22 protein-coding genes and 1 riboswitch are annotated in these 22,679 nt (G+C 41.8%); of the genes, 15 read left to right on the top strand and 7 right to left on the bottom strand.

What is annotated here, in order from left to right; translation table 11 throughout:
- Positions 1 to 309: 309 nt before the first annotated feature.
- Positions 310 to 564, top strand: a complete 255-nt coding sequence (locus tag ACY3ZI_RS15355) for a helix-turn-helix domain-containing protein (RefSeq protein ID WP_036952076.1) — start codon at positions 310 to 312, stop codon at positions 562 to 564.
- 496 nt (positions 565 to 1,060) lie between these two features.
- Here ACY3ZI_RS15355 and ACY3ZI_RS15350 read toward each other — a convergent pair whose 3' ends face one another.
- Positions 1,061 to 1,702 (bottom strand): NAD(P)-dependent oxidoreductase, encoded by a 642-nt coding sequence (locus ACY3ZI_RS15350; protein WP_487375462.1) that lies wholly within the window; start codon positions 1,700 to 1,702, stop codon positions 1,061 to 1,063.
- Between the two features lie 87 nt (positions 1,703 to 1,789).
- Positions 1,790 to 2,425: a TetR/AcrR family transcriptional regulator gene (locus tag ACY3ZI_RS15345; RefSeq protein ID WP_211886337.1), complete on the bottom strand. Its 636-nt coding sequence runs from the start codon at positions 2,423 to 2,425 to the stop codon at positions 1,790 to 1,792.
- 104 nt (positions 2,426 to 2,529) lie between these two features.
- Here ACY3ZI_RS15345 and ACY3ZI_RS15340 point away from each other — a divergent pair, with 104 nt between their 5' ends.
- A complete protein-coding gene (locus ACY3ZI_RS15340; RefSeq protein ID WP_487375461.1) occupies positions 2,530 to 3,222 on the top strand; it encodes a DAPG hydrolase family protein in 693 nt (230 codons plus the stop codon).
- Positions 3,223 to 3,305: 83 nt separating this feature from the next.
- Here ACY3ZI_RS15340 and ACY3ZI_RS15335 read toward each other — a convergent pair whose 3' ends face one another.
- Positions 3,306 to 4,283 carry an FUSC family protein gene (locus ACY3ZI_RS15335; protein WP_036952064.1) on the bottom strand — a complete coding sequence of 326 codons (978 nt, stop codon included), beginning with the start codon at positions 4,281 to 4,283 and terminating at the stop codon, positions 3,306 to 3,308.
- 223 nt (positions 4,284 to 4,506) lie between these two features.
- Here ACY3ZI_RS15335 and ACY3ZI_RS15330 point away from each other — a divergent pair, with 223 nt between their 5' ends.
- A complete protein-coding gene (locus tag ACY3ZI_RS15330) occupies positions 4,507 to 5,127 on the top strand; it encodes a malonate decarboxylase holo-ACP synthase (protein ID WP_036952061.1) in 621 nt (206 codons plus the stop codon).
- An 87-nt stretch (positions 5,128 to 5,214) separates the two neighbouring features.
- Here the strand turns inward: ACY3ZI_RS15330 and ACY3ZI_RS15325 are convergent, their stop codons facing one another.
- Positions 5,215 to 5,844: a glutathione S-transferase family protein gene (locus ACY3ZI_RS15325; RefSeq protein ID WP_211886335.1), complete on the bottom strand. Its 630-nt coding sequence runs from the start codon at positions 5,842 to 5,844 to the stop codon at positions 5,215 to 5,217.
- 431 nt (positions 5,845 to 6,275) lie between these two features.
- Between ACY3ZI_RS15325 and ACY3ZI_RS15320 the strand changes: the two genes are divergently transcribed.
- The 5 genes from ACY3ZI_RS15320 (at position 6,276) to tehB (ending at position 10,778) form a co-directional block, all read left to right on the top strand.
- On the top strand, positions 6,276 to 6,833 hold the full coding sequence (locus tag ACY3ZI_RS15320) for a cytochrome b (RefSeq protein ID WP_036952053.1): 558 nt from the start codon (positions 6,276 to 6,278) through the stop codon (positions 6,831 to 6,833).
- Between the two features lie 13 nt (positions 6,834 to 6,846).
- Positions 6,847 to 7,425 carry a YceI family protein gene (locus tag ACY3ZI_RS15315; protein WP_036952050.1) on the top strand — a complete coding sequence of 193 codons (579 nt, stop codon included), beginning with the start codon at positions 6,847 to 6,849 and terminating at the stop codon, positions 7,423 to 7,425.
- Between the two features lie 261 nt (positions 7,426 to 7,686).
- Positions 7,687 to 8,460 carry a topoisomerase IV gene (locus ACY3ZI_RS15310; RefSeq protein ID WP_249215519.1) on the top strand — a complete coding sequence of 258 codons (774 nt, stop codon included), beginning with the start codon at positions 7,687 to 7,689 and terminating at the stop codon, positions 8,458 to 8,460.
- Between the two features lie 210 nt (positions 8,461 to 8,670).
- Positions 8,671 to 9,750: a linear amide C-N hydrolase gene (locus ACY3ZI_RS15305; RefSeq protein ID WP_154602500.1), complete on the top strand. Its 1,080-nt coding sequence runs from the start codon at positions 8,671 to 8,673 to the stop codon at positions 9,748 to 9,750.
- 140 nt (positions 9,751 to 9,890) lie between these two features.
- Positions 9,891 to 10,778 (top strand): SAM-dependent methyltransferase TehB, encoded by an 888-nt coding sequence (tehB, locus tag ACY3ZI_RS15300; RefSeq protein ID WP_487375460.1) that lies wholly within the window; start codon positions 9,891 to 9,893, stop codon positions 10,776 to 10,778.
- 72 nt (positions 10,779 to 10,850) lie between these two features.
- Here the strand turns inward: tehB and clcA are convergent, their stop codons facing one another.
- Positions 10,851 to 12,239, bottom strand: a complete 1,389-nt coding sequence (gene clcA, locus ACY3ZI_RS15295) for a H(+)/Cl(-) exchange transporter ClcA (protein ID WP_487375459.1) — start codon at positions 12,237 to 12,239, stop codon at positions 10,851 to 10,853.
- 272 nt (positions 12,240 to 12,511) lie between these two features.
- Between clcA and hcp the strand changes: the two genes are divergently transcribed.
- From hcp to ACY3ZI_RS15280, 3 genes are all read left to right on the top strand, one after another.
- Positions 12,512 to 14,164, top strand: coding sequence for a hydroxylamine reductase (gene hcp, locus ACY3ZI_RS15290; protein ID WP_487377548.1), 1,653 nt, complete (start codon positions 12,512 to 12,514; stop codon positions 14,162 to 14,164).
- A gap of 51 nt (positions 14,165 to 14,215) precedes the next feature.
- Positions 14,216 to 15,220 (top strand): NADH oxidoreductase, encoded by a 1,005-nt coding sequence (gene hcr / locus ACY3ZI_RS15285; protein ID WP_487375458.1) that lies wholly within the window; start codon positions 14,216 to 14,218, stop codon positions 15,218 to 15,220.
- Between the two features lie 326 nt (positions 15,221 to 15,546).
- Positions 15,547 to 15,719, top strand: a riboswitch (M-box (ykoK) riboswitch).
- 73 nt (positions 15,720 to 15,792) lie between these two features.
- Positions 15,793 to 16,863 carry a magnesium transporter gene (locus ACY3ZI_RS15280; RefSeq protein ID WP_036951226.1) on the top strand — a complete coding sequence of 357 codons (1,071 nt, stop codon included), beginning with the start codon at positions 15,793 to 15,795 and terminating at the stop codon, positions 16,861 to 16,863.
- Between the two features lie 31 nt (positions 16,864 to 16,894).
- Here the strand turns inward: ACY3ZI_RS15280 and ACY3ZI_RS15275 are convergent, their stop codons facing one another.
- Entirely contained in the window at positions 16,895 to 17,422 is a 528-nt protein-coding gene (locus tag ACY3ZI_RS15275; protein ID WP_148444781.1) for a SprT family zinc-dependent metalloprotease, read from the bottom strand.
- A 116-nt stretch (positions 17,423 to 17,538) separates the two neighbouring features.
- Between ACY3ZI_RS15275 and ACY3ZI_RS15270 the strand changes: the two genes are divergently transcribed.
- Genes ACY3ZI_RS15270 through ACY3ZI_RS15260 form a run of 3 tightly spaced genes read left to right on the top strand, consistent with a single transcriptional unit; the run spans position 17,539 to position 18,734 of the window.
- Positions 17,539 to 17,874 (top strand): ArsR/SmtB family transcription factor, encoded by a 336-nt coding sequence (locus ACY3ZI_RS15270; protein WP_132496803.1) that lies wholly within the window; start codon positions 17,539 to 17,541, stop codon positions 17,872 to 17,874.
- Between the two features lies 1 nt (position 17,875).
- Positions 17,876 to 18,313, top strand: a complete 438-nt coding sequence (locus ACY3ZI_RS15265; RefSeq protein ID WP_036951224.1) for a YeeE/YedE family protein — start codon at positions 17,876 to 17,878, stop codon at positions 18,311 to 18,313.
- A 4-nt stretch (positions 18,314 to 18,317) separates the two neighbouring features.
- Positions 18,318 to 18,734 (top strand): DUF6691 family protein, encoded by a 417-nt coding sequence (locus ACY3ZI_RS15260; RefSeq protein ID WP_211886330.1) that lies wholly within the window; start codon positions 18,318 to 18,320, stop codon positions 18,732 to 18,734.
- Positions 18,735 to 18,926: 192 nt separating this feature from the next.
- Here ACY3ZI_RS15260 and metK read toward each other — a convergent pair whose 3' ends face one another.
- On the bottom strand, positions 18,927 to 20,078 hold the full coding sequence (metK, locus tag ACY3ZI_RS15255) for a methionine adenosyltransferase (protein WP_006661136.1): 1,152 nt from the start codon (positions 20,076 to 20,078) through the stop codon (positions 18,927 to 18,929).
- Positions 20,079 to 20,765: 687 nt separating this feature from the next.
- On the opposite strand from metK, the gene speA reads away from it, so the two are divergent.
- Entirely contained in the window at positions 20,766 to 22,670 is a 1,905-nt protein-coding gene (gene speA / locus ACY3ZI_RS15250; protein WP_211886329.1) for a biosynthetic arginine decarboxylase, read from the top strand.
- The last annotated feature ends 9 nt before the right edge of the window (positions 22,671 to 22,679 follow it).

Raw genomic sequence — 22,679 nt, 5'->3', positions numbered from 1 at the left:
TTAAATGAGTAATTAAATTTTTGCATCATTATTTGATGGGCATAATAAGTAAATATACACAGGTATTAATCTGAATTTTATGTGATTGCTATCACGCTTTTATTTTTATATTACATGGATTATTGGTTTTATTTGTAATTTAAATCAACCAATTGCAGTTTTAAGTGAAAAATATCTATTTATGAGTGTCATTAAATGATGTGATGTATGTCGTGTTTTATTAACATAAGTCAATTAATTAAACTTGGTGTGATGATAATTTAGCTGCCCTCATAATTGGTATTCAATCTAATAGTAAAAGGAGCATTTATGAATGAAAATGAAATTGCGAAAAAGCTAGGGATTAAGATCCGTATGCAAAGAGAAAGTCATAAAATGAGTATTCAGCAAGCGGCCGATTTAATTGGTGTTTCTGAAGATGAAATGAATCGTTTCGAGAGTGGAGAAAGCTGCATTGATGTTGATTCACTTTTTCAATTTGCCTATTTATTTAACTTGGAACCCGCATCATTTTTATATGGTGTTGTAAACATAAATAGTGGCGCTCGTAGTACACTTCATTAAAAATATCAGTACGTTATGTTTTTTTGCCTTTGTTTCTAGCAGTTAGCTATCACTAGGAAAGTAAAAGATTTTCTATTTTTGACCCTGTTTTGATAAAAGAGATTCCATGAATTTAATCGTCTGACCGGAAGAGATTATCTGTTTTACTATTATAGGTTGTTTCTTCCGGCTTAATACTCTGCTTTTAGATTATATCTGAATACAATAACTGCCTATTATAAATATCTCATAAAGCTCATCAAAATCATCGCATCTAAAAATAAAACTCTAGTCTCAATATGAATTAGTAACGCACAAGTTTAAATTATATTGATAGCTAAACTTAACTTTATTTAAATGATAATAATCTTAATTTAATTATTTATAAGTGAGTAATCATATTTTTATACGGGAATATACGAATATTCATTAAACGTTAATGATTGTATTACTTTTTATGTTAAACAAATAAACAGATACATTTAGTCATGATTTACTCGTGATCCATTTATTAGTCTTAATATGCAGCTGTAAACTGCTGACGAATAAATTGTGGTCGCTCTACCTCATCTAATATCGCCACCGCCAAATCCTGAACGGATATTTTTGCGGGGGTATTGCCATTCATTAATAGCTGTTTTCCACCAAGGCGAAATGTTTCTGTTCGAGCGCCATCTTCAAGCATCGCTGCAGGAGAAACAAACGTCCAATCTAAGCTATCAATAGATTCCAACGTCGTTTTAAATTCTTTGACAGCTTGGGCTCCAGGCCAAATATTGGCTGGAAAATCGGGGGAGTCGAGCAATAGAACACCAGGGGCGATTTCTAAACTGCCGGCACCACCAACTACAATAAATCGTTTTATACCTGCTCTTTTTACGGCATCTAAGATTGCTTGGTTACCTGTAACCGTATCGCGGTACAGATTAGGGTTACTCCATCCTCCATTAAATGCGCTAAGCACCACATCTTGACCTTTAAGCCGAGATGTTAGCCATGCCACATCCGTAATATCTCCTGATTCAGCAATTAAATGAGCATGTTGGGCGAGCTGATTGCTGTGACGAGAAATTGCAGTAACTTGATGATGACGCATTAAGGCTTCAGAAACCAACGCTTTACCGACAAAACCAGTAGCTCCTAGGATCGATATTTTCATGTTTAGCTCCAGCTGCCTTTCATTTGTCAGGCTTGATGAATGTTAATGAAAGTATAGAGCATGAAAATGTATTTGGTTGTTTTTTCTCTAAACTCTAGAGCGACAAAAATCAATCACATGGGTGATCCTTTGCTGAAACTCGGGTGTCAGCCCAGCCGGGGAGAGCCCTAATGAAATTTGCCGTAATGGTTCAGCTATCGTCATAGAGAGGATCAAATCGCTGATAATGGCAAAATCATGCTGTTGGATAATTTCGTCTTGCGCATGGCGGGTTAACCATTGATTGAGTAACTGGCGACTGCGCTCAATACCGTTTTGTTGGTATTTTTCTAATAGCAATTCTTTGTGCATAAAATCTGTCTGTAATAAGCGATACAGCCCAACAGCTTCTTGGGAAAGAACAGTTTTTGCGACAATTTCTAAATTATTCTGCAATAGGCTAAATAGCTCATCGCGGGTCGTGGCTTTTTGTTCAAACAAGGGTACAAAGCTATCCGTCCAATTGAGGACGACTCTTTCAACAAGCTCTTCACGATTTTCTATAAACCGATAAATGGTTTTTTTAGCTACGCCTGCACGTTTTGCCACATTATCAATACTGGTGAGTTGGTATCCATCTTCAAGTAGTGAATTCAGAGCTGCATCCATGATTTTTTCTTTGAGAAGCGCCTCAGGGGTACTTGGGCGACCTCGAGTTGGTTTATTCTCGCTGATGTTTGACATAAATGGCTTACCTCATTTTGCTCTCTTGACTTTTTTTCATTTTAGCTCAAAACTAATTAGGAAACAAAATAAGTTTCCTAATTAATCGAGATAGGTAGGTCAGCATGAAAACAAATCAAACATGGGCAGTTGACGACATAAATCAGTTGCTACTGCCACATCCGTTACGCATGGAAATGGGTATTGAGCGTGATGAAAATGGGTTATTAACAGTCGCAGTTCGTACCGATTTGCATGGTTGTAAAGGCCGAATGTTAGCGTGGTGGTTTACCTTTTTTGAAACCACGCAACATATCCGCTGGTGGCATCCCCATGACCATGTTGCCCATCACGGCTGGGATGATAAATGGCAAAAAGGGCAAAGTTTTATTGGCGCTTCCATCCATGCGGTTGAATCTCTCGGTGCGATCCCGCCAGTGGCAGCGAAGTTAAAATTTAGAGAACCAACGGATTTTTTTGAGGCTTCAGCTTATGAAAAAGCCATCAAAGAGGGGCATATCTCCGGTGCAGTTTGCTCTTCGATTGGCTTTGGTGAGCATATTGAAATGGATGCTAAAGGGTATCCTATTGATGGGAAAATGATGCATCTAGCCCGTGATACTGAGTTTGGTTGTGTATTACGTAGCCGTTTCTTGCTAGGCGCATCTATTGAGGATCCGCGCACACAGCTGTCCGATGAAATTGGATTAGAGTTAATGCGCCACTGTTATAACGAATTTACCTATTTGTCTCGTTTCTTGCCGTCGTTGTATTACGGCGAGCACGCGAATGGGGAAAATGCACCATTGCCATGGTGAAGTAGTACGAAGTACTGAGGATGTATAAATATAGTCAGGTATAAACAAAGTCTGGATGGTTAGCGCTATACCTCCGAATAGTGTTAGCTCTCCGGGCTTTTTTCGCGAAATAGCTTCAAGATAATACTGGTAATGATAGCGATAGCCCCACCTAAGGCAGTTTCAAGAACTCGGTCAAATAGTAAGGTGTAGACAGGATGACGCCAATAAACCACTTGTTCAAGAACCGAAAGAATTAGGCTGGTGACGACAAAAGTCATAAAGGTATAGCCATGATGAAAACTCATTGGCAGCAAAAAGGCGAAAACTAAAATCGCCACTAACCCAATATAAGGCATCAATGGGGTATTAAATAATAGGAATAGGAATAACACGGAAATTAAGCTACCCGCCACCCGTTGCAGTGTAATGCGCACAATACTTTCAGATTTTGGGTGCAATACAAAAACGAAAGTCAGCAATGTCCAATAGAAATGCCCTAAGTCTACCATCCGAGGAATCGCCAACGTTAATAGCAACCCAATGGTATAGGTCATTGATCGTGGAATAATATTTTTACGTAGGGTAAATAGATTTTTTTCCACAGTAAGTGGCGTAATAATGGAATGGCGAGTCATTTTGTGGCTGAGAAAATAATAGGTGAGCAAGGTAACGCCACTGCCAATTAAAAAACCTAAGGTCAGGCTTTTTGATACTTCAGGCAAGATTGTGCCAATGGTGGACATGATAATCATGAATTTCATAGTTAAGTCCATGATCGGATCTGTGCCATAGAGCTGATAATAGATAAATGAGAATATCGCCAGATAAATATAAAACCCAGTGCCTAAGCGTAGCGTATCGCCAATATAGATAGCGACTAAAATCATTGATAGCCAAAAAGCAGTATAGAGGTAATTTTTATATTCTTTAGCGGCGTTAAATAGGTTAAATGAGTAGAGCGTTGAAAATGCTGCCCACATGGCGGCCTGAACGTCGATCAGTGCAAATGCAGTGAGAGCGCTTAAAACTAAGCAGCTGCTGAACAGAATTCCGTCATGGATAGCAGGGATTTTCTTCATATTATGATGCTCAAAATTCGTTATATAACTCTTTAATTATTAAGAGTATTCTATGATAACATATTGCTATTTGAAGACAAATTTCCCCTTCAATGACCTATGAACCTTTGTTCTTAATGGTACAAATAAAGATGTTGATTATGAGTGAATGTATTCATCTATCTGAAAAAATGCATAATAGCGCAGAGCGAGAGCAATTTGTCGTCATGATAAGGAAGAATAAATGCAAATAATTAATCCCCATGATTTTGTTTGGGTTGGTAGTAATAGCGATGTCCCTCTTGATACTCTGCCGGAATGGGTTCAAACGCAGTGGAACAGTAAACTACCCCTTATTGTGCACCGAGAAAAAGCAGATGAAAATCAACTCACCGTGGCTATTCGTGGTATTAAGCCCCATCAGCGTGTGACGACCCAAATTTCAAAATCGGCTATTACGCACATTATGAATGTGGAATCTTTAGTGTCGAATTCCATTGAACTGCAACGTTCGATGTTTATTGCGTTACCGCCTATCCAAGTTTTGTTGCTAATTTCTCAGCATAATTGGCCTTGGAAATGGGGCGTGACGGGAAGCTGTGCTTATACACTGGCGACGGATATTCAAAGTATGCTGACAGATTGCGACCTTGATGTGGTGATTCGATGCCCAACTCGCCAGCAAAAAGAAGATTTTGCGCAGTTTGCAATCAAAGCGAATACGCCATATTGCCCAATTGATATTCATGTGGAAACACCGAAAGGTGGGTTTTCTTTAGCGGAATGGTTTAAAAATGATCAAGTAACGCTGCATACCCCAACGGGGGATGTGATGACTGCCGATCCTTGGGATGAAAGCCTCTAGGTGATTTGTGATTAAAATGAGCAGTTTGGGTCTGCTTATTACTCAAACTGCTCAAAAATTAATTTTGATGCTCGTACAGGTGTTTTTTTAGTGCTCGATAGACGGCTCGATTTCTGCGGCACGCTTCCACTCTTGCATCGCTGGTAATGCAATAATGCGCTCAATCCATTGTTGAGCGTGCTCATTGACTTTTAATTGGTAGCTTTGAATACGAAATGCTACGGGTGCAAAAAATGCATCGACGGCAGTAAACTGCTTTCCTGCTAACCAAGGTCCTTCAAACTTATCAAAACCTTCCTGCCATAATTGCTGAATGCGATTTAGGTTTCCTTGTAATTCATGGGAAATTTCAGTGAGAGCCTCATTTCTTGTCACATTCATCGGGCATTGTTGGCGTAGTGCGGTAAAACCAGCATGCATTTCAGCGCTCGCGCTGCGAGCCCAGGCTCTCGCTGATTTGTCAGTCGGCCAAACTTGAGGGAAATCTTCAGCAACATATTCACAAATTGCCAAAGAGTCCCAAATGGTTTTATCACCATCAATCAGGCATGGCACTAAGCCTGAAGGTGAAAAACGGCTAAATTTTTCGTGGCTACTTTTGCCATTTTCGAAGAAGCAAATATTCTCTTCAAAAGGGACTTGCAATACTTTTAACAGGATCCAAGGTCTTAGAGACCATGAAGAGTAATTTTTGTTGGCAATCCATAATGTATACATACGCTAGCCTCTAAAAAAAAAGAAAAACAACCCATAGGTAGGGCATCAATTTAGCAGGAATAGAGGAAATTGGGTTAATTTATCCTTAAAATAAAAATCTCGCCTACCTATTTTAGAGAAGCTGAACTATATTTATAACAAATTCATCTATCATATTGTGATGGGTAATAAGAAAATCAGCAGATTAAATAATCATAGACGTTATTAGGTATAATCTATTTACATAAATAGAAGATTCTTTATTAAAGGTTTACGCTTGTAATAAGAAAAATAGAATTCACCTATTTTTCATCATGATGATGATACTATTTGAATATCTTCGACAAAATATTTGTTTAACTTTGGGATAGGAATAAAGCCAGATTAACCTTATGATTATTCCCACTTGGTAAAACAAGTAATTACCTTTAAAACTATATGGTTTTTAAATTATGCAATGGAAAAATAACGCCACTCGTTATGGGCATCTTTCGCTGCTCATTCATTGGTTGGTCGCAATTGTCGTATATGGAATGTTTGCATTAGGCTTATGGATGGTGTCATTAGGCTATTATGACACCTGGTACCATCAAGCCCCTGAAATACATAAAAGCATAGGAATGTTGCTATTCTTTATCATGCTTTTTCGTGTGGTTTGGCGATTTATTTCTCCACCACCTAAGCCGTTATCGAGCTATAGCAAATTAACGAAATTTGCTTCAATTACGGTTCAGCTTTTAATTTATATTATTTTATTCTCTATTTTGATCAGCGGTTATTTAATTTCAACTGCGGATGGACAAGCAATAAGTGTATTTGGTTGGTTTGAAGTGCCTGCATTATTTACAGGTGCAGCAGAACAAGCGGATACAGCAGGTGAAATTCACCTTTATTTAGCTTGGGCTGTTGTTTTGTTATCTGTTCTGCATGCATTTGCAGCTTTAAAACACCATTTCTTTGATGGTGATATTACTTTAAAAAGAATGTTGGGTTTTAATCCCGATAAATAACGTGGAGAGAGTTATGTTGAAGAAATCTATTTTAGGTCTTGCTGCGGGTACTTTATTATTATCAGCGGGATCTGCACTGGCAGAAAATTATCAATTTGATAAACAAGGTCAACACGGTTTTATTGAGTTTCGTATCCAGCATTTAGGCTACAGCTGGTTATACGGTAGCTTTAAAGATTTTGATGGTAACTTTACTTACGACGCGAAAGATCCTGCGAAAGATAAAGTTGAAGTGACGATTAAAACTGGCAGTATCGACACTAACCACGCAGAGCGTGATAAGCATTTACGTAGCCCGGATTTCTTAAATGCAGCAAAATTCCCAGAAGCGAAATTTGTCTCCACAGAAGTGAAAAAAGAGGGTGACAAATACCTCGTAACAGGGGACTTCACCTTAAACGGCGTGACGAAACCAATCACTTTAGATGCGAAATTAACGGGTGAAGGTAAAGATCCTTGGGGTGGCTACCGCGCAGGCTTCGAAGCGAAAGGGAACATTAAGCTGAAAGAGTTTAATATCAAATCTGATTTAGGCCCTAAATCTCAAGAAGTTGAATTAATGCTGTCTGTTGAAGGTGTTCAAGTTAAGTAATTTGCATTTTTGAAATGCGTTTCCTTCGATTTTTCAAAACCGCAGAGACTGAAATAAGTGTCTGCGGTTTTTTCATTCTTAATTCCGATTAGAACCGTTAATTTTCTGCTTTTTTCTTCGCATTTACTCTTATTCCTATAGCGATATGGCCGTATTCACGACTAAAATAATGATAAGAGTTTATTATTGAGTATTGGTTTTTTGGTTTTTGTTGTTAACAACAAATAGCTAAAAGACAGATTGTTAAAAGGCAGATTCACATTGAATACAAACAGTTCACGCAAAATCGCAGTAGTCGTTAGCATCATTTTTATTATCTTTGCGCTGGGTTTTTACTGGTTAAGTAAAGACAACAACGTACTATCGACGGAAAGTAATAGCGAAATTCATTCAGAGGCCATTGCTCAAGTTGAAAAAGAACTGCCGATTTTAGTCACGATCAAAAAATTAAGCCCGGTCATTTACCAGAGCTTTGAGCCTTTAATGTCTCAATATGATCCTGCTAACGAAGACTTACGTCGTCAATTATTGGATCAGGTTGTTAGCCAATCAATGAATCTGGTCGTTGAGCGCATGCCTTATGCCTCCGATGAAACAGTGATTAATTTTGTTGCTAAAGTGAACGACAATATCAAATCATTGTTAGAGCAAGACCCATCCGGGAAAATGTGTTACGACGCGCTATTCCCACAGTTAAGGGATCCTGCGGATGTCATTCCGCCACAAAAAAGCCAAGATGTCTTATTAAAACAAGTGAGCGCGATCAATGCCTTGTTGATTTCCAGCGAAACTAGCGAGAAGCGTACCACGTTATCTGAAGAAGAGTATCAGGCATTGATGGACTCTCTGAGAATCGGATTAACGGAAAAATACGGAAATGACGTCACCATGCTGATTGATGTGAAGGCTGGGAAAAAATCACCTGCAACAGTGTGCCAAATTTCAATTAGCTTGTATGACTCCGCGCTGAATATTCCTGATAATCAGAAAAAAGCGGCATTATTACGCTCATGGTTTTCTGCAAAGAAAAAATAATAGCGCCGGCTAATCCATTCCATCTTTTAATAGGATTAACTCACGGGAAAACGTCAACAATTTGATGAAGTGAGTTAATCCTTGTTGCATTTTGTTTCAATATCTATCCTCTAAAAACACGCTGAAAACGATATACTGTCTAATATAAATAGTAGTTATTTATTTGCGTGGCTTATCTGCGCTACTCATTCAATACCATTTGGAGGCAAGATGCGATTTGTGAAGAAAAGCATTGTTACGCTCTTAACCATCGCTGCAATTTATGTTCCTGCCATGGTTTCTCAGGCTTGTACCCGCGTTGTTTATCTCGGGGAAGACCAACAAATCATGACCGGTAGAACCATGGATTGGAAATATGATGTGGGTACCAACTTATGGATTTTTCCACGAGGTATGGAGCGAAATGGCGCAGCAGGGCCGCAATCACTCAAATGGAAATCCAAATACGGTAGCGTGATAGCGTCAGGTTACGATATTTCTACGACGGATGGTGTTAATGAAAAAGGGTTAGTAGCAAACTTACTTTGGCTCGCCGAATCTAAATACCCTGAGTTAGATAATAAAAAGCCCGCGTTGTCTATTTCGCTATGGGCACAATATATGCTGGACAACTATGCCACGGTTGAAGAAGCTGTTGCCGCATTAGAAAAAACGCCACTAATAGTTGCGACTGATAAGGTTCCGGGACAAAATCGCTTAGCGACTTTGCATTTATCGCTTTCCGATGCGAGTGGTGATAGCGCGATTATCGAATATATCGATGGCAAACAAGTCATTCACCATAGCCGTAAATACCAAGTCATGACTAATTCACCGGCTTATGAAAAACAGTTAGCGATGCAAGAGTATTGGCAAGGTATTGGTGGTACGGTAATGCTGCCGGGAACCAACCGTTCAGCGGATCGTTTCGCTCGAGCGCAGTTCTACATTAATGCTATTCCACAAAAAACGACGCCAAATAAAGCTGTTGCCAGTGTGTTTGGGGTTATTCGTAATGTGTCTGTTCCATACGGTTTAACGTCGGAAACATCCCCAGAGATTTCATCTACCCGTTGGCGCACACTGGTTGATAGCAAGCGTCAACTCTATTTCTTTGAGTCTGCTTTAACGCCAAATATTTTTTGGACGGATCTAAAGAAAATTGATTTTTCCAATGAGACTGGAAAAGTGAAAAAATTAGATCTTGGCGAAGAGCAAAGCCATATCTATTCGGGCGATGCGACCGCGCAATATGTTGATACCAAACCGTTTGAGTTTTTAGGGCTGAGTGCAGAGCAGCTGGGTTACTAAGATTTTCAGTCCAAATCTCTGAGTTCAAGATTCTGAATTTGACCTCCTGTGCTGCAGGAGGTTGATGCACATCAACTCATCCATTCTCTATCTATGAAAACGTTGCACTATTAAGATGAACGGCATAAGATGTATTTAATATGCAACTTAAAGGTGACCCCATGACTGAATTAGTGTGCTACAAAACCATGCCTGTTTGGGATAAGGCTTCGGTTCCGTTAATGTTCCAAGACCGCCATAACACCAAAGAAGATACATTCGCTCAATTGAAGGTATTACAAGGCTCCCTCGATTTTATTATTTTTGATGAAGACGGTAGCGAGCAAAAATTTACGTTTGATACGCAAAATCAACCGCCAGTGATCCAACCGCAAGTCTGGCATCGTATTGCCGATTGCAGCGATGATATGCGTTGCCAACTCTCTTTTTTATGCCGTCCTGAAATTGAGTTTTATAAACAGTATGATCTCAGTGTGCCTCACTCTGAAGTGCGCTATCTTTGCGAGAATAACTTAGCGAAACCTTGCAAAGTGTTAGATTTAGGTTCAGGTCGTGGGCGCAATAGTTTCTACCTTGCTCAGCAAGGGTACGATGTGACGGCGGTGGATATTAACCAAAATCATATTCAAGCCATTGAAACTGTTAAGCAGCAATCGGGCATAGAAAATATCCATACCGCGCTATATGACATTAATACTCACCAAATCCAAGGTGATTATGATTTGATTATTTCCACGGTGGTATTGATGTTCCTGCAACGGGATAAAATTGCCGACATTATCGCGGATATGCAATCACATACCCGAGCGGGTGGAGTTAATATTGTGGTATGCGCGGTAGAAACGCCAGATGCGCCACTGGATATGGTGCCATTTAAGTGTTTCTTAAAACCAGATGAATTGCAGCAATATTATCAAGATTGGGAAATCCTCAAATACAATGAAAACCCAGGACATTTGCACAGAACGGATGCGCAAGGTAACCGTATTAAACTGAACTTTGCAACGTTGATTGCCAAGAAAAAATAACGTGTGATAGCGAAGATAATGGGTTGCCTAGGCAACCCATTATGCGTTCTATGGTTAGGGAAAAAATGAATTTTAGGGTTTGGACGCTGCGGCTTGTTTTTCGCTGCGCTCTAAGGTTTTTTCGAGCAGCACAGAATAAAGTGGTCGACCCCCTAAGAATTGCGCCACCATTGTTGCGCCAATACAGGTAATAATCATCGGTAAAATCAATTGATAGTTATTGGTCATTTCCAACACTAAGACAATGCCCGTTAATGGCGCACGCACTGTCGCGGCAAACAACGCTCCCATGCCGGCTATTGCAAAGGTACCGACTTCAATCGAATAATTTGGGAACAGCTCCAGTGCCGCATAACCATAAATGCCTCCAAATAGCGTACCAAGGGCTAATAACGGCGAGAAAATCCCACCTGGCGCACCAGAACTAAAGCTGATGGTTGAGGTTAAAAAGCGCAGGGCAAAAAAGACCATCAGCATGGTGATAGTAAAGCTATTGGCGACCATTTGGTGGATCACGCTATAGCCGCCACCCACAACTTCTGGCGCAAATACACCGATAGCGCCACAGCTACCCCCAATCAAACCACCCATCAAAACAAACCGTGATACTTTATTTTGGTAGAAAGCTAAAAATAGGCTTTGCAGATAGAGCAAGAAGCGGTTAAAGCCAATTCCCACGATCCCAAATAACATCCCTAAAATTAGATATAGCCACAGGGTTTCCATCGGCGCAGAGGAAAATTGCCCAATGTTCAATACCGCGGCTTCGCCATTAATGAGTCGAAAAACAATGGTGGAACTGACGGCGCCAATAAACACGGCTTTGATGGAAATCAGGCTGTATTTAAATTGTGGACGCATCTCTTCGATGATAAACAGTATCCCCGCTAATGGGGCATTAAAGGCGGTAGAAAGGCCTGCAGCGGCACCCGCAGCCAATAATGTATGGCGAGATTCATTATCTTTGAGGCGAAATAGGTCATAAAACATTTGGCTAATGTTCGCCCCCAGTTGCACGGTGGGACCTTCACGACCGAGCACCATGCCGGAGCCTAACGTACCTAACCCACCGATAAATTTCACTGGGATCACTCGCCACCAACGGACAGGGCGCAAATCTTGTAGTGCCCCTTCGATTTCTGGGATCCCAGAGCCTCCCGCTTCAGGTGAAAAGCGTTTAACCAAATAGTAGCCAAGCATGGCTAATAGGGCGGAAGCCACAAACATGGCAGGAATCACCAACCATTTGTTGGTGACATATTGGTTAACAGATGCGATACGAATATTGCTGACCCACTCAGTCCCTAGCATAAACAGGGAGCCTATCAGCCCAACGACGGCACCAATAATAGCCGCTAAAACAAGCACTTTGAGTGGTGTTTTATCGGATTCTTTCACGTGACGTAAAAAACTAAAATGGGTTTTGTTGTCTGATTTTGGAGTCGAATTAGCCTGCATCATCGCTTTTTGATTCTCTTAAAATGATTTAACAACAATAACTTATGAAGTATGAATGATAAACATAGTATAGCAATACTGCTTTGAAACCCCAGCGAAAAATCAACTGAGGTTAGTGAAACTGCCTATTTTACAACATTGAATAATTCTTATTTATAGTGAAAGTTAATGTAGATCAACAAACCTGCAAATAGAATTTTAAGGTGCTTTTCTATTTATTTAAAAGGGGTAATCTTAATGTTGTATATGAAATGCAACTTAAAGAGGTTTCCTCCATGTATTGTGTGCAATGTGAACAAACAATTAGAACTCCAGCAACCAATGGCTGCGCTTATTCGCAAGGTATGTGCGGTAAAACCGCTGAAACTTCAGACCTGCAAGATTTATTAGTTGCTGTCCTGCAAAGCTTATCTGCAAGTGCGGTGGTGGCACGTGAACTGGGCATTATTGATCATGATGTGGACAGTTTCGCACCGCGCGCTTTCTTCTCTACATTGACGAACGTTAACTTCGATTCTGAACGTATTATTGGTTATGCCCGTGAAGCTATTTATCTGCGTGATAAATTAATCAAACGCTGCCTGTCAGTGAATAGTGCAGTAGCTTTTAACCATCCGCTAATCAACCTGCAATTAGCAGGGCAGGATATTGCAACTCTGCAACAGCAAGCGGCACAATTTGCGTTAGATGTCGATAAAGCGCAAATTGGCGATGATATTCATGGCTTGCGCATGCTGTGCCTGTATGGCTTGAAGGGTGCGGCGGCGTATATGGAGCATGCTCACGTTTTAGGTCAGTTTGATAACCAGATTTATGCTCAATACCATGAAATTATGGCGTGGTTAGGCACATTGCCAGCGGATATGAATGAGCTGCTCGACAATGCAATGGCTATCGGCATGATGAACTTCAAAATCATGGAAATTCTGGATGCTGGCGAAACGGGGGAATTTGGTCATCCAGTTCCAACGGAAGTTAACGTGCGCCCAGTTGCCGGTAAATGTATTTTGATTTCAGGTCACGACCTGAAAGATTTAAAAATGTTGTTAGAACAGACCGAAGGCACAGGTATTAATATTTACACCCATGGTGAAATGCTGCCTGCTCATGGTTATCCTGAACTGAAAAAATACGCTCATTTAGTGGGTAACTACGGTAGTGGTTGGCAGAATCAGCAAGTGGAATTTGCTAAGTTCCCGGGTCCTGTTTTAATGACCTCTAACTGCATTATCGACCCAGATGTGGGTGAATATAAAGCGCGTATTTGGACTCGCAGCATTGTGGGTTGGCCGGGCGTGAAACACATTACGGGGGACAGTTTTGCTGAAATGATAGCGCAAGCGCAGGAAATGGCAGGCTTCCCATACACTGAAATCGAACACAAAATTACCGTCGGTTTTGGTCGTCAAACCCTGCTGGGCGCTGCGGATGCGGTGATTGATCTTGTTGCTCAGAAAAAATTACGCCACGTATTTTTAGTCGGTGGTTGTGATGGTAGCCGTGGTGAACGCAGTTACTACACGGATTTCGCTCGCAGCGTACCGAAAGACTGCCTGATTTTAACGCTGGCTTGCGGTAAATACCGTTTCAACAAACTGGACTTCGGTACCTTAGAAGGCTTACCGCGTTTACTGGATGTGGGTCAATGTAACGATGCCTATTCTGCCATTATGTTAGCGGTGAACTTAGCAGAGAAATTAGGTTGTGGTGTGAATGACTTACCGCTGAGCCTGATTCTCTCTTGGTTCGAGCAAAAAGCCATTGTGATCTTGTTAACCCTGCTTGCTCTGGGTGTGAAAAACATTTACACCGGTCCAACGGCTCCGGGCTTCTTAACCGAAAATCTGCTGAATATTCTGAATGAAAAATTCGGTATGCGCAGCATTACCACGGTTGAACAAGATCTGGCGGAAATCCTGCCTGCGTAATTTGATGGAAACCAAGGGGGAAGCGGCTTTCCCCCTTGCAAGGAGTAACCCATGACCATGCCAACAAGCCTATGTCCGAACAGAATGCAAATTCACTCGATTGTGCAGGAAACCCCTGATGTTTGGACTATTAATCTGATTAATCATGATTTTTACCAATATGAACCAGGACAGTATGCGCTGGTGAGTATCAAAAACAGTGATGACGTGATGCGTGCTTACACCTTGTCTTCATCGCCGGGGCAAAGCCGTTTTATCTCCATTACAGTGAGACGATTAGACGAGGGGACAGGCTCTTGTTGGCTGACTGGAGCAGTAAAACCAGGGGATTATCTTTGGTTGTCTGAGGCGCAAGGGGAGTTTACTTGTGCCAATGTTCAAAGCCACCAATATTTAATGTTAGCAGCGGGTTGTGGTGTCACGCCGATTATGTCGATGACCCGTTGGTTGATGGCGAATCGCCCTGAAACGGATGTTAAAGTGCTGTTTAATGTGCGAGATGAAAAGCAGGTCATTTTTGCCAATGAGTGGCAAAGATTGGTGCAGCAATATCCGCAACGTTTGCAACTGTGCATCATGCCGGAAACCCCCGATAACGGCGGTGTGGCGCAAGGTCGCTTGAGCCAAGAAAAATTGCTGGAGTTAGTACCGGATATTCATGGGCGAGTGGTAATGACTTGCGGGCCTGTTCCATATATGAAAAATGTGCAGGAATTTTCTAAGGCACTAGGCGTGCCAGCGGATCACTTCTTTATGGAGCGCTTTACTACTGGTGGTGATGAAGCCGTGAGTGAAGAGGTACTGAACTTAAAAATTCGTCACCGTTTAGCGAATTTCACTGTACCGGTGGGAACATCGCTTTTGTCTGCGTTAGAACAGAATAAACAACCAGTGATTGCCGCGTGTCGCGCAGGGGGATGTGGTAGCTGTAAAACCAAAGTGCTTTCGGGGAATTATACAACCAGTAGCACCATGACATTAACCGCAGACGAAATTGCTAATGGCTATGTTTTAGCGTGCAGTTGCCAATTACAAGGCGACACAGAAATCGCTTAATCGATTTTCGATAATATAAAATTAAATGCCTCATTAATTGCCATCTTATTATGAATATAAATAAGGTGGCTTTTTTGTTTATTAATCCATGTATTTTAGCGGCAAAAGATAATCAAAAAATAATAAATTAATTTATAGCGTGATTATGACTTTATGTATTATGAATAATATAAGTTTCTATTAAAGTTACAAATGGTTACACGGTGAATTCTTGATATACATTAACTTAAACAAAACTTAAACGAGGGTGGGCTATTAAAAAAAGAGAGAGGTAAAAGGGTGGTAATTGAACACTCAGTGGGTATAATTCGCGCCGCATCCAAAGTGCAGTAACTCGTTAGGCGAGGCTCCTATACAAACATAGGTTACTGATCTGACGACGTCGAGAGACGCCCAAGATTAGGACAGGATATATCGACCGAAGGTATATCCCCATGTAACTTCCTGATTGATTCAGGATACGTTGTATAGTGCTAAAACCGAGACGAAGAGATAGCAATCGCATTCTCTCATCTGGTTTCGCCCCTATGTGAGTACTGTTTGAGTAAACAACAGTAATAGGGACTAAAAAAATGTCATTTTCTACCCAGAACAAAGCGGGTGCAGTAGCTATTGCACAGTCCGCGATGAAAGACGCTCGTCAAAAGTCTAATCAATCACAGCCAACTAAAATTGATGATTCAACTGTTCACGCTTATATGAGCCAATCATATTTGCCAGTATCGGTTGCCGACTCTGTGGCATGTGTGAAGAAAAGTCTTATTGAACATCTCGAAGGCGAGCAAATTCCAACGTATTTATTTGTCGTAGATAGTGAAAACTATTTAAATGGAATTCTGTCCGTTAAATCATTACTTGCCTCAGCAGAAGATTTATTAGTGTCGGATATTATGCGCCACAATTATTTCTCTGTTTCCCCTGAACAATCACGCCATGATGTTTATGATTTAATTAATCATAGTGGTTTGGATATGATCCCTGTTGTTCAGTTCGGCAAGTTAATGGGTGTATTACGTCCTCAAGATATTGCAGAACTTATTGAAGACGAAAATACCCTCGATGCACAATTGCAGGGGGCTACTACGCCACTCGAAGAGCCGTATTTAACCACCAGTCCAGTCACTTTATGGCGTAAGCGTGTTGTGTGGTTATTAATGTTGTTTGTGGCGGAAGCCTATACTGGAACCGTGCTAAAAGCGTTCGAAGAGCAACTTGAAGCCGCCATTTCACTGGCGTTCTTTATTCCATTATTGATTGGTACCGGCGGAAACAGCGGAACTCAGATCACATCGACCCTCGTGAGAGCGATGGCGTTGGGGGAAGTGAGTTTACGTAACCTCGGTGCGGTATTGAAAAAAGAAGTTTCAACCTCGTTCTTAGTAGCTGTCACCATTGGTGGTGCGGCGTTAATTCGTGCTTGGATCTTAGGTGTGGGTCATGAAGTGACTATAGTGGTGAGCTTAACGATTGTGGCTATTACCGTGTGGAGCGCGATTGTTTCTTCTATTATTCCAATGGTTCTGAAGAAGCTGAAGGTTGACCCAGCGGTGGTTTCTGCGCCATTTATCGCGACATTTATTGATGGTACTGGCTTGATTATTTACTTTGAAATCGCGAAATTAGTGATGACGGAGTTCGCTTAAGTTCGGTTCTACCTCTTGATGCGGCAGGGAATTAACACTCTGCCGCTGGCTCAATTTCTCGCTTGAGAATTTCCCCGCATTTTCGACATAAATACTGATTTTCCCCGCGCTCAACTTTGTTATGTCTTCTAATGGTAAGTTCATGAATTGTGTCGCAACCACAAAGATAACGAAAAGTTTGGCTTTTGACGCTGGTCACCGCAAAGTTGTGAGTCCGTTTCGCCGTTACCCCTAAAACAGTCTGCATCATCCATTTCCACTCATTGCCATGAGGGGCGACCCCTTTACGTCCAAATACACGGTAAACCAGCAAGTGGGCGAGCTCATGGGGGATCACTTCGTCCACAAAATTGTCTGGATTTTCAATTAACAACGTAGGATTAACGCGAATTTCCCAATCTTTTAAATAGGCGCTGCCCGCGGTGGTTCCACGCTGTTTATAGTTGATAGCGGGCTCTGGAAATTTCTGTTCCAGTTTTTCTTCAGCTAACGCGAGCTTTTCACGTAGGGTTTTCATCACTCGCTGTTGAAGCAGAATGGGTACTCGGATTGTTTTCATGTCCTCAAGAATACGTGAAGTCATATAGTAACAACAAGTGATAATTGACATTCAATATATCAAAACATATATTATTAAATAGCATAATATTATACATAGTAACAAGAGATCCAATGATGTCAAAGAGTGAACAACCAAACTCAGAACAGCTGCTTTTAGCAATGACTCAAGCAGCAACGCAAACTGCGTCATTATTAAAAACACTCGGGAATCCAGACCGATTATTATTGCTGTGCCAGTTAACACAAGGCGAGGCTTGTGTGAGTGATTTAGAAGCCTCGTTAGGGATTGTGCAGCCGACGTTATCCCAGCAGTTAACCGTATTAAGAAATGAAGGATTAGTCGCGACGCGTCGAGAAGGTAAGCGAATCTATTACTCTATTGCGGATGAGAAATTATTCACCTTACTCAATACGTTGTATCAACTCTATTGTCCTGTGAAGGGGAATTAAAATGACGATTGATTGGGCGCATTTTACGCCAGGCTCTGCGGCGATTGGCGGTGTGTTGATTGGTTTAGCGGTGGCAATATTATTGATTTTTAATGGGCGAATTGCAGGGATCAGCGGGATTTTAGCGGGAGTCCTTAAACCCACTAAAGGGGACACAGCATGGAAACTGGCGTTTATTGTCGGGATCTTAGTTGCGCCATTGCTGTTTATTACCTTTGTGTATACGCCAGAAGTCACTATCGCAACGAGCACGCCATTACTGATAGCTGCGGGGTTGTTAGTGGGCTTTGGGACACGATTAGGTAGCGGTTGTACCAGTGGGCATGGCATTTGTGGCATGGCGAGATTTTCCCGTCGTTCCATGGTGGCGGTCGTTGTTTTTATGCTGGTGGCATTTATCACGGTCGCTGTGATTAACCACTTTGGGTTAAGGGGATAAAGTAATGCCAATTATTATCGCGTTAGTTTCCGGTATTTTATTTGGACTGGGCTTACTACTAGCTGGTATGGGTAATCCCGCAAAAATTTTGGCATTTCTGGATATCACGGGGAATTGGGATCCCTCTTTGTTGGTTACCATGGCAGTGGCAATGGTGATAAGCGGTATCGCATTCCAGTTAGTGAAAAAGCGCAAAACGAGTGTACTGAATTGCCCATTGCAGATCCCAACCAGTAAAGTTATTGATAAAAAATTAGTCATAGGGAGCGTGCTGTTCGGTTTAGGCTGGGGGCTTGGGGGAATTTGCCCGGGACCTGCCATTTTATTAACCGGCATGGGGCTGACTCAAGGTATTTTGTTTACGTTGGCAATGATTGCAGGAATGGCAATTTTCCAGCTGTTTCAACGAACTGAAAAGTAAGTTTCAATGCACCGAAAAGCAATCAAGATGAATGAGTCAATTAATGGGATTATTCGACCCAAAATATGAGGCGAATAGAAAAGTTATTTAACTCATCACATCAGTGAGCAATTTTAGATACAAAAAAACCCATCATTAAGATGGGTTTTTTAAGCTGATTTTTGCGCTTAGCGTCAGTGACGTTAGCGAAAATTACAGACCAGCAGCTTCGCGCAGTTGTGCCGCTTTGTCGGTTTTTTCCCACGGGAATTGTGGGCGACCAAAGTGACCGTAAGAAGCGGTTTGTTGGTACATTGGGTGTAATAAATCCAGCATTTGAATCAGACCGTAAGGACGTAAGTCAAAGAATTCACGGACTAATTTCACGAGCAATGCTTCGTCAACTTTACCTGTGCCGAAAGTTTCTACCATGATAGAGGTAGGCTCTGCAACACCGATAGCGTAAGAAACTTGGATTTCACAACGGTCAGCTAAGCCTGCCGCAACGATGTTTTTTGCAACATAACGCGCAGCATAGGCAGCAGAACGGTCAACTTTTGATGGATCCTTACCAGAGAATGCACCACCACCGTGACGAGCCATACCGCCGTATGTATCAACGATAATTTTACGACCCGTTAAACCGCAGTCACCCATTGGTCCGCCGATAACGAAACGACCTGTTGGGTTGATGAAGTATTTAGTGGCTGGAGATAACCATTCAGCAGGCAGAACTGGTTTGATGATCTCTTCCATTACCGCTTCGTGTAAAGCTTTTTGGTCAATATCTTCTGAGTGCTGTGTGGACAGGACTACCGCGTCAATACCAACAATTTTGTTGTCATCGTATTGGAAGGTAACTTGGCTTTTCGCATCAGGGCGTAACCATGGCAGTGTGCCATTTTTGCGGACTTCAGCTTGGCGCTGCACTAAACGGTGTGCATAAGTCACCGGTGCTGGCATTAATACGTCAGTTTCGTTAGTTGCATAACCAAACATGAGACCTTGGTCGCCAGCACCTTGTTCTAAAGGATCTGCACGGTCAACACCTTGGTTGATGTCTGGTGATTGTTTACCAATTGCGCTTAATACTGCGCAAGAGTTGGCATCAAAGCCCATGTCTGAACTGGTATAACCGATTTCACGAACGGTTTTACGCGTAATTTCTTCAATATCGACCCATGCACTGGTAGTGATTTCACCACCAACCATGACCATGCCGGTTTTGACATAGGTTTCGCAAGCTACGCGCGCTTTTGGGTCTTGTTCAAGAATAGCATCAAGGACCGCATCAGAAATTTGGTCTGCAATTTTATCAGGATGCCCTTCTGATACGGACTCAGAAGTAAAGAGGTGTGTAGACATGAGATTAATACCTTAAGAATTCAAAGAACATTATAGTTGGATGTTTTAACATCTAGACGGCTATTCTAGACTTTTCAATGAATAATTTCTACCTGTTTTTAAGCCTAAAATGATAAGCGCATAAATGGTTAATTCAGTTAGTTTTATCGTAAATGTGAAATTTTAGATAATTTGCTTTTGCATTTTGGGGCTATTCGAGGTATAAACTGCGACCGTAGCGGATGGTTGTAATTTCCCGCTATATACCAGCAGGTCAGCCATGAGTCTGCTTTCTATCAGGAATGTTTATAACCGGTTGAATTTTAATATTAATTAAAATTTTTAAGGGGAAAACAGTTATATTGGGGGTTAATGGGCAATGATCCATAATCTGCTGAATAACAGTATCCAACCGTCTTACGCGGATCGCCGTGTGACATTGGCTTTTACTTTCCTGTCTATGTTGACTTCATCGCGAAGTTACCGTCATACCTATCATAGATCCTTAATGCTTAGTCAGTAATCTCAAAGAGTAATCTGCTAAGTCTGTGGATATATATTGTCACCGTTTAGAAGTTCTAAGCACTTTTAATTACAATCTGAGTATCGCTGTTTCCCTGACATTACTGCCCAGTTGCATCATGCGCTTGGTCGCTGCTTGTCTGGAAGGAGAACGCATCACTCACCCCTCCATACTAGGAGTTTATTATGAATGATAATATCGCTCGCAAGATGCGCCAAACTTACAATATTGCGTATTGGGGCGGTGGTTACTATCAGGTGAATGAGCGCGGAAATGTCTGTGTTTGCCCGAATCCTGAAAACCCTGACACCTTTGTTGATTTAGCTGATTTAGTCTACCAAGTTAAAGAAGAGCAGGAACATTTACGTTTACCTGCGCTGTTCTGTTTCCCTCAAATTTTGCAACACCGTTTGCGTTCAATTAACGCAGCGTTTCAACGTGCACGCGAATCTTATGGTTATAAAGGGGACTATTTTTTAGTTTACCCAATTAAAGTTAACCAACAACGCCGTGTGATTGAATCTCTAGTGAATTCTGGCGAACCTTTAGGGTTAGAAGCGGGTTCAAAAGCGGAGTTAATGGCAGTATTAGCCAACGCAGGTCGCACTCGCACTGTGATTGTGTGTAACGGTTATAAAGATCGCGAATATATTCGTCTGGCATTAATTGGCGAAAAACTGGGTCACAAAGTGTATCTGGTTATCGAAAAAATGTCTGAAATCGAGATGGTGCTTGAAGAGGCGCAGAAGCTGGAAGTGACGCCTCGTTTAGGTGTTCGTGCTCGTTTAGCATCCCAAGGTTCAGGTAAATGGCAGGCGAGTGGCGGTGAAAAATCTAAATTTGGATTGGCTGCAACCCAAGTTCTGCAATTAGTCGAAATTTTACGTAATGCGAACCGTTTGGATAGCCTGCAATTATTGCACTTCCATTTAGGCTCTCAAATGGCGAATATTCGTGATATCGCGACAGGTGTCCGTGAGTCAGCCCGTTTCTACGTCGAGTTGCATCAATTAGGTGTCAACATTCAGTGCTTTGACGTGGGCGGTGGTTTAGGCGTTGACTATGAAGGTACGCGTTCTCAGTCAGATTGTTCGGTTAACTATGGCTTGAACGAATACGCGAACAACGTGATTTGGGCGATTGGCGATGCGTGTGAAGAATTTAACTTGCCACACCCAACGGTGATCACCGAGTCTGGGCGTGCATTGACCGCTCACCATACCGTGCTAGTCTCTAACGTGATTGGGGTTGAGCGTAACGAATTCACCAAAACCACACCGCCGAGCGAAGACGCACCACGTTCACTGGTTTCATTATGGGAAACGTGGGAATCCATGCAGCATCAAGGCAATAGCCGTTCTCTGCGTGAATGGTTGCACGATAGCCAGTTTGACTTGCAAGAAGCACATACCCAGTATGCGCATGGCGTGTTGGACTTAACACAACGCGCATGGGCAGAAGAGCTATACTTAAATATCTGTCGCCGTATTCAGCAAGATTTAGACCCTAGCAACCGCGCCCATCGTCCAATTATTGATGAGCTGCAAGAGCGTATGGCGGATAAATTCTATGTGAATTTCTCGTTGTTCCAATCGCTCCCTGATGCTTGGGGTATTGACCAAGTGTTCCCAGTCTTGCCAATTGAAGGTTTAGATAAGCCGTTAGACAGACGCGCGGTATTATTAGATATCACTTGTGACTCAGATGGTATTATTGATCATTATGTTGACGGTGATGGAGTGGAAACCACCATGCCAATGCCAGCGTATGATCCAGAAAATCCACCGATGATTGGCTTCTTTATGATCGGGGCATACCAAGAAATTTTAGGCAACATGCACAACTTATTCGGCGATACTGCCGCCATTGATGTGTGGGTTGATAGCCAAGGCAGCATTCGTTACTTGCAAAGTGAAGAGGGCGATTCAGTTGCCGATATGCTGCAATACGTGAAGCTGGTTCCTGAAGTGCTGTTAGAAAGCTTTATTGAGCAAGTGAAAAGCACAGGGCTGAGTGACGAGCTGCAAAAAGATTTTGTGAACGAGTTTGAAAGTGGGTTGTATGGTTACACTTACTTAGAAGATGAATGATTAAGGAAC

This window comes from Providencia sp. LY12 (genome assembly GCF_057621555.1).
This window is presented reverse-complemented; position numbering and strand designations above follow the sequence as displayed.

Bases quoted from the DNA above. Each gene is read 5' to 3' on its own strand.
- hcr (WP_487375458.1), top strand. From the start codon at position 14,216: ATGACCATGCCAACAAGCCTATGTCCGAACAGAATGCAAATTCACTCG.
- ACY3ZI_RS15330 (WP_036952061.1), top strand. From the start codon at position 4,507: ATGCAAATAATTAATCCCCATGATTTTGTTTGGGTTGGTAGTAATAGC.
- ACY3ZI_RS15320 (WP_036952053.1), top strand. From the start codon at position 6,276: ATGCAATGGAAAAATAACGCCACTCGTTATGGGCATCTTTCGCTGCTC.
- ACY3ZI_RS15315 (WP_036952050.1), top strand. From the start codon at position 6,847: ATGTTGAAGAAATCTATTTTAGGTCTTGCTGCGGGTACTTTATTATTA.
- speA (WP_211886329.1), top strand. From the start codon at position 20,766: ATGAATGATAATATCGCTCGCAAGATGCGCCAAACTTACAATATTGCG.
- ACY3ZI_RS15345 (WP_211886337.1), bottom strand. From the start codon at position 2,425: ATGTCAAACATCAGCGAGAATAAACCAACTCGAGGTCGCCCAAGTACC.
- ACY3ZI_RS15335 (WP_036952064.1), bottom strand. From the start codon at position 4,283: ATGAAGAAAATCCCTGCTATCCATGACGGAATTCTGTTCAGCAGCTGC.
- ACY3ZI_RS15325 (WP_211886335.1), bottom strand. From the start codon at position 5,844: ATGTATACATTATGGATTGCCAACAAAAATTACTCTTCATGGTCTCTA.
- metK (WP_006661136.1), bottom strand. From the start codon at position 20,078: ATGTCTACACACCTCTTTACTTCTGAGTCCGTATCAGAAGGGCATCCT.
- ACY3ZI_RS15305 (WP_154602500.1), top strand. From the start codon at position 8,671: ATGCGATTTGTGAAGAAAAGCATTGTTACGCTCTTAACCATCGCTGCA.
- ACY3ZI_RS15350 (WP_487375462.1), bottom strand. From the start codon at position 1,702: ATGAAAATATCGATCCTAGGAGCTACTGGTTTTGTCGGTAAAGCGTTG.
- ACY3ZI_RS15275 (WP_148444781.1), bottom strand. From the start codon at position 17,422: ATGAAAACAATCCGAGTACCCATTCTGCTTCAACAGCGAGTGATGAAA.
- ACY3ZI_RS15265 (WP_036951224.1), top strand. From the start codon at position 17,876: ATGACGATTGATTGGGCGCATTTTACGCCAGGCTCTGCGGCGATTGGC.
- hcp (WP_487377548.1), top strand. From the start codon at position 12,512: ATGTATTGTGTGCAATGTGAACAAACAATTAGAACTCCAGCAACCAAT.
- ACY3ZI_RS15355 (WP_036952076.1), top strand. From the start codon at position 310: ATGAATGAAAATGAAATTGCGAAAAAGCTAGGGATTAAGATCCGTATG.
- clcA (WP_487375459.1), bottom strand. From the start codon at position 12,239: ATGATGCAGGCTAATTCGACTCCAAAATCAGACAACAAAACCCATTTT.
- ACY3ZI_RS15280 (WP_036951226.1), top strand. From the start codon at position 15,793: ATGTCATTTTCTACCCAGAACAAAGCGGGTGCAGTAGCTATTGCACAG.
- ACY3ZI_RS15260 (WP_211886330.1), top strand. From the start codon at position 18,318: ATGCCAATTATTATCGCGTTAGTTTCCGGTATTTTATTTGGACTGGGC.
- tehB (WP_487375460.1), top strand. From the start codon at position 9,891: ATGCAACTTAAAGGTGACCCCATGACTGAATTAGTGTGCTACAAAACC.
- ACY3ZI_RS15270 (WP_132496803.1), top strand. From the start codon at position 17,539: ATGTCAAAGAGTGAACAACCAAACTCAGAACAGCTGCTTTTAGCAATG.
- ACY3ZI_RS15340 (WP_487375461.1), top strand. From the start codon at position 2,530: ATGAAAACAAATCAAACATGGGCAGTTGACGACATAAATCAGTTGCTA.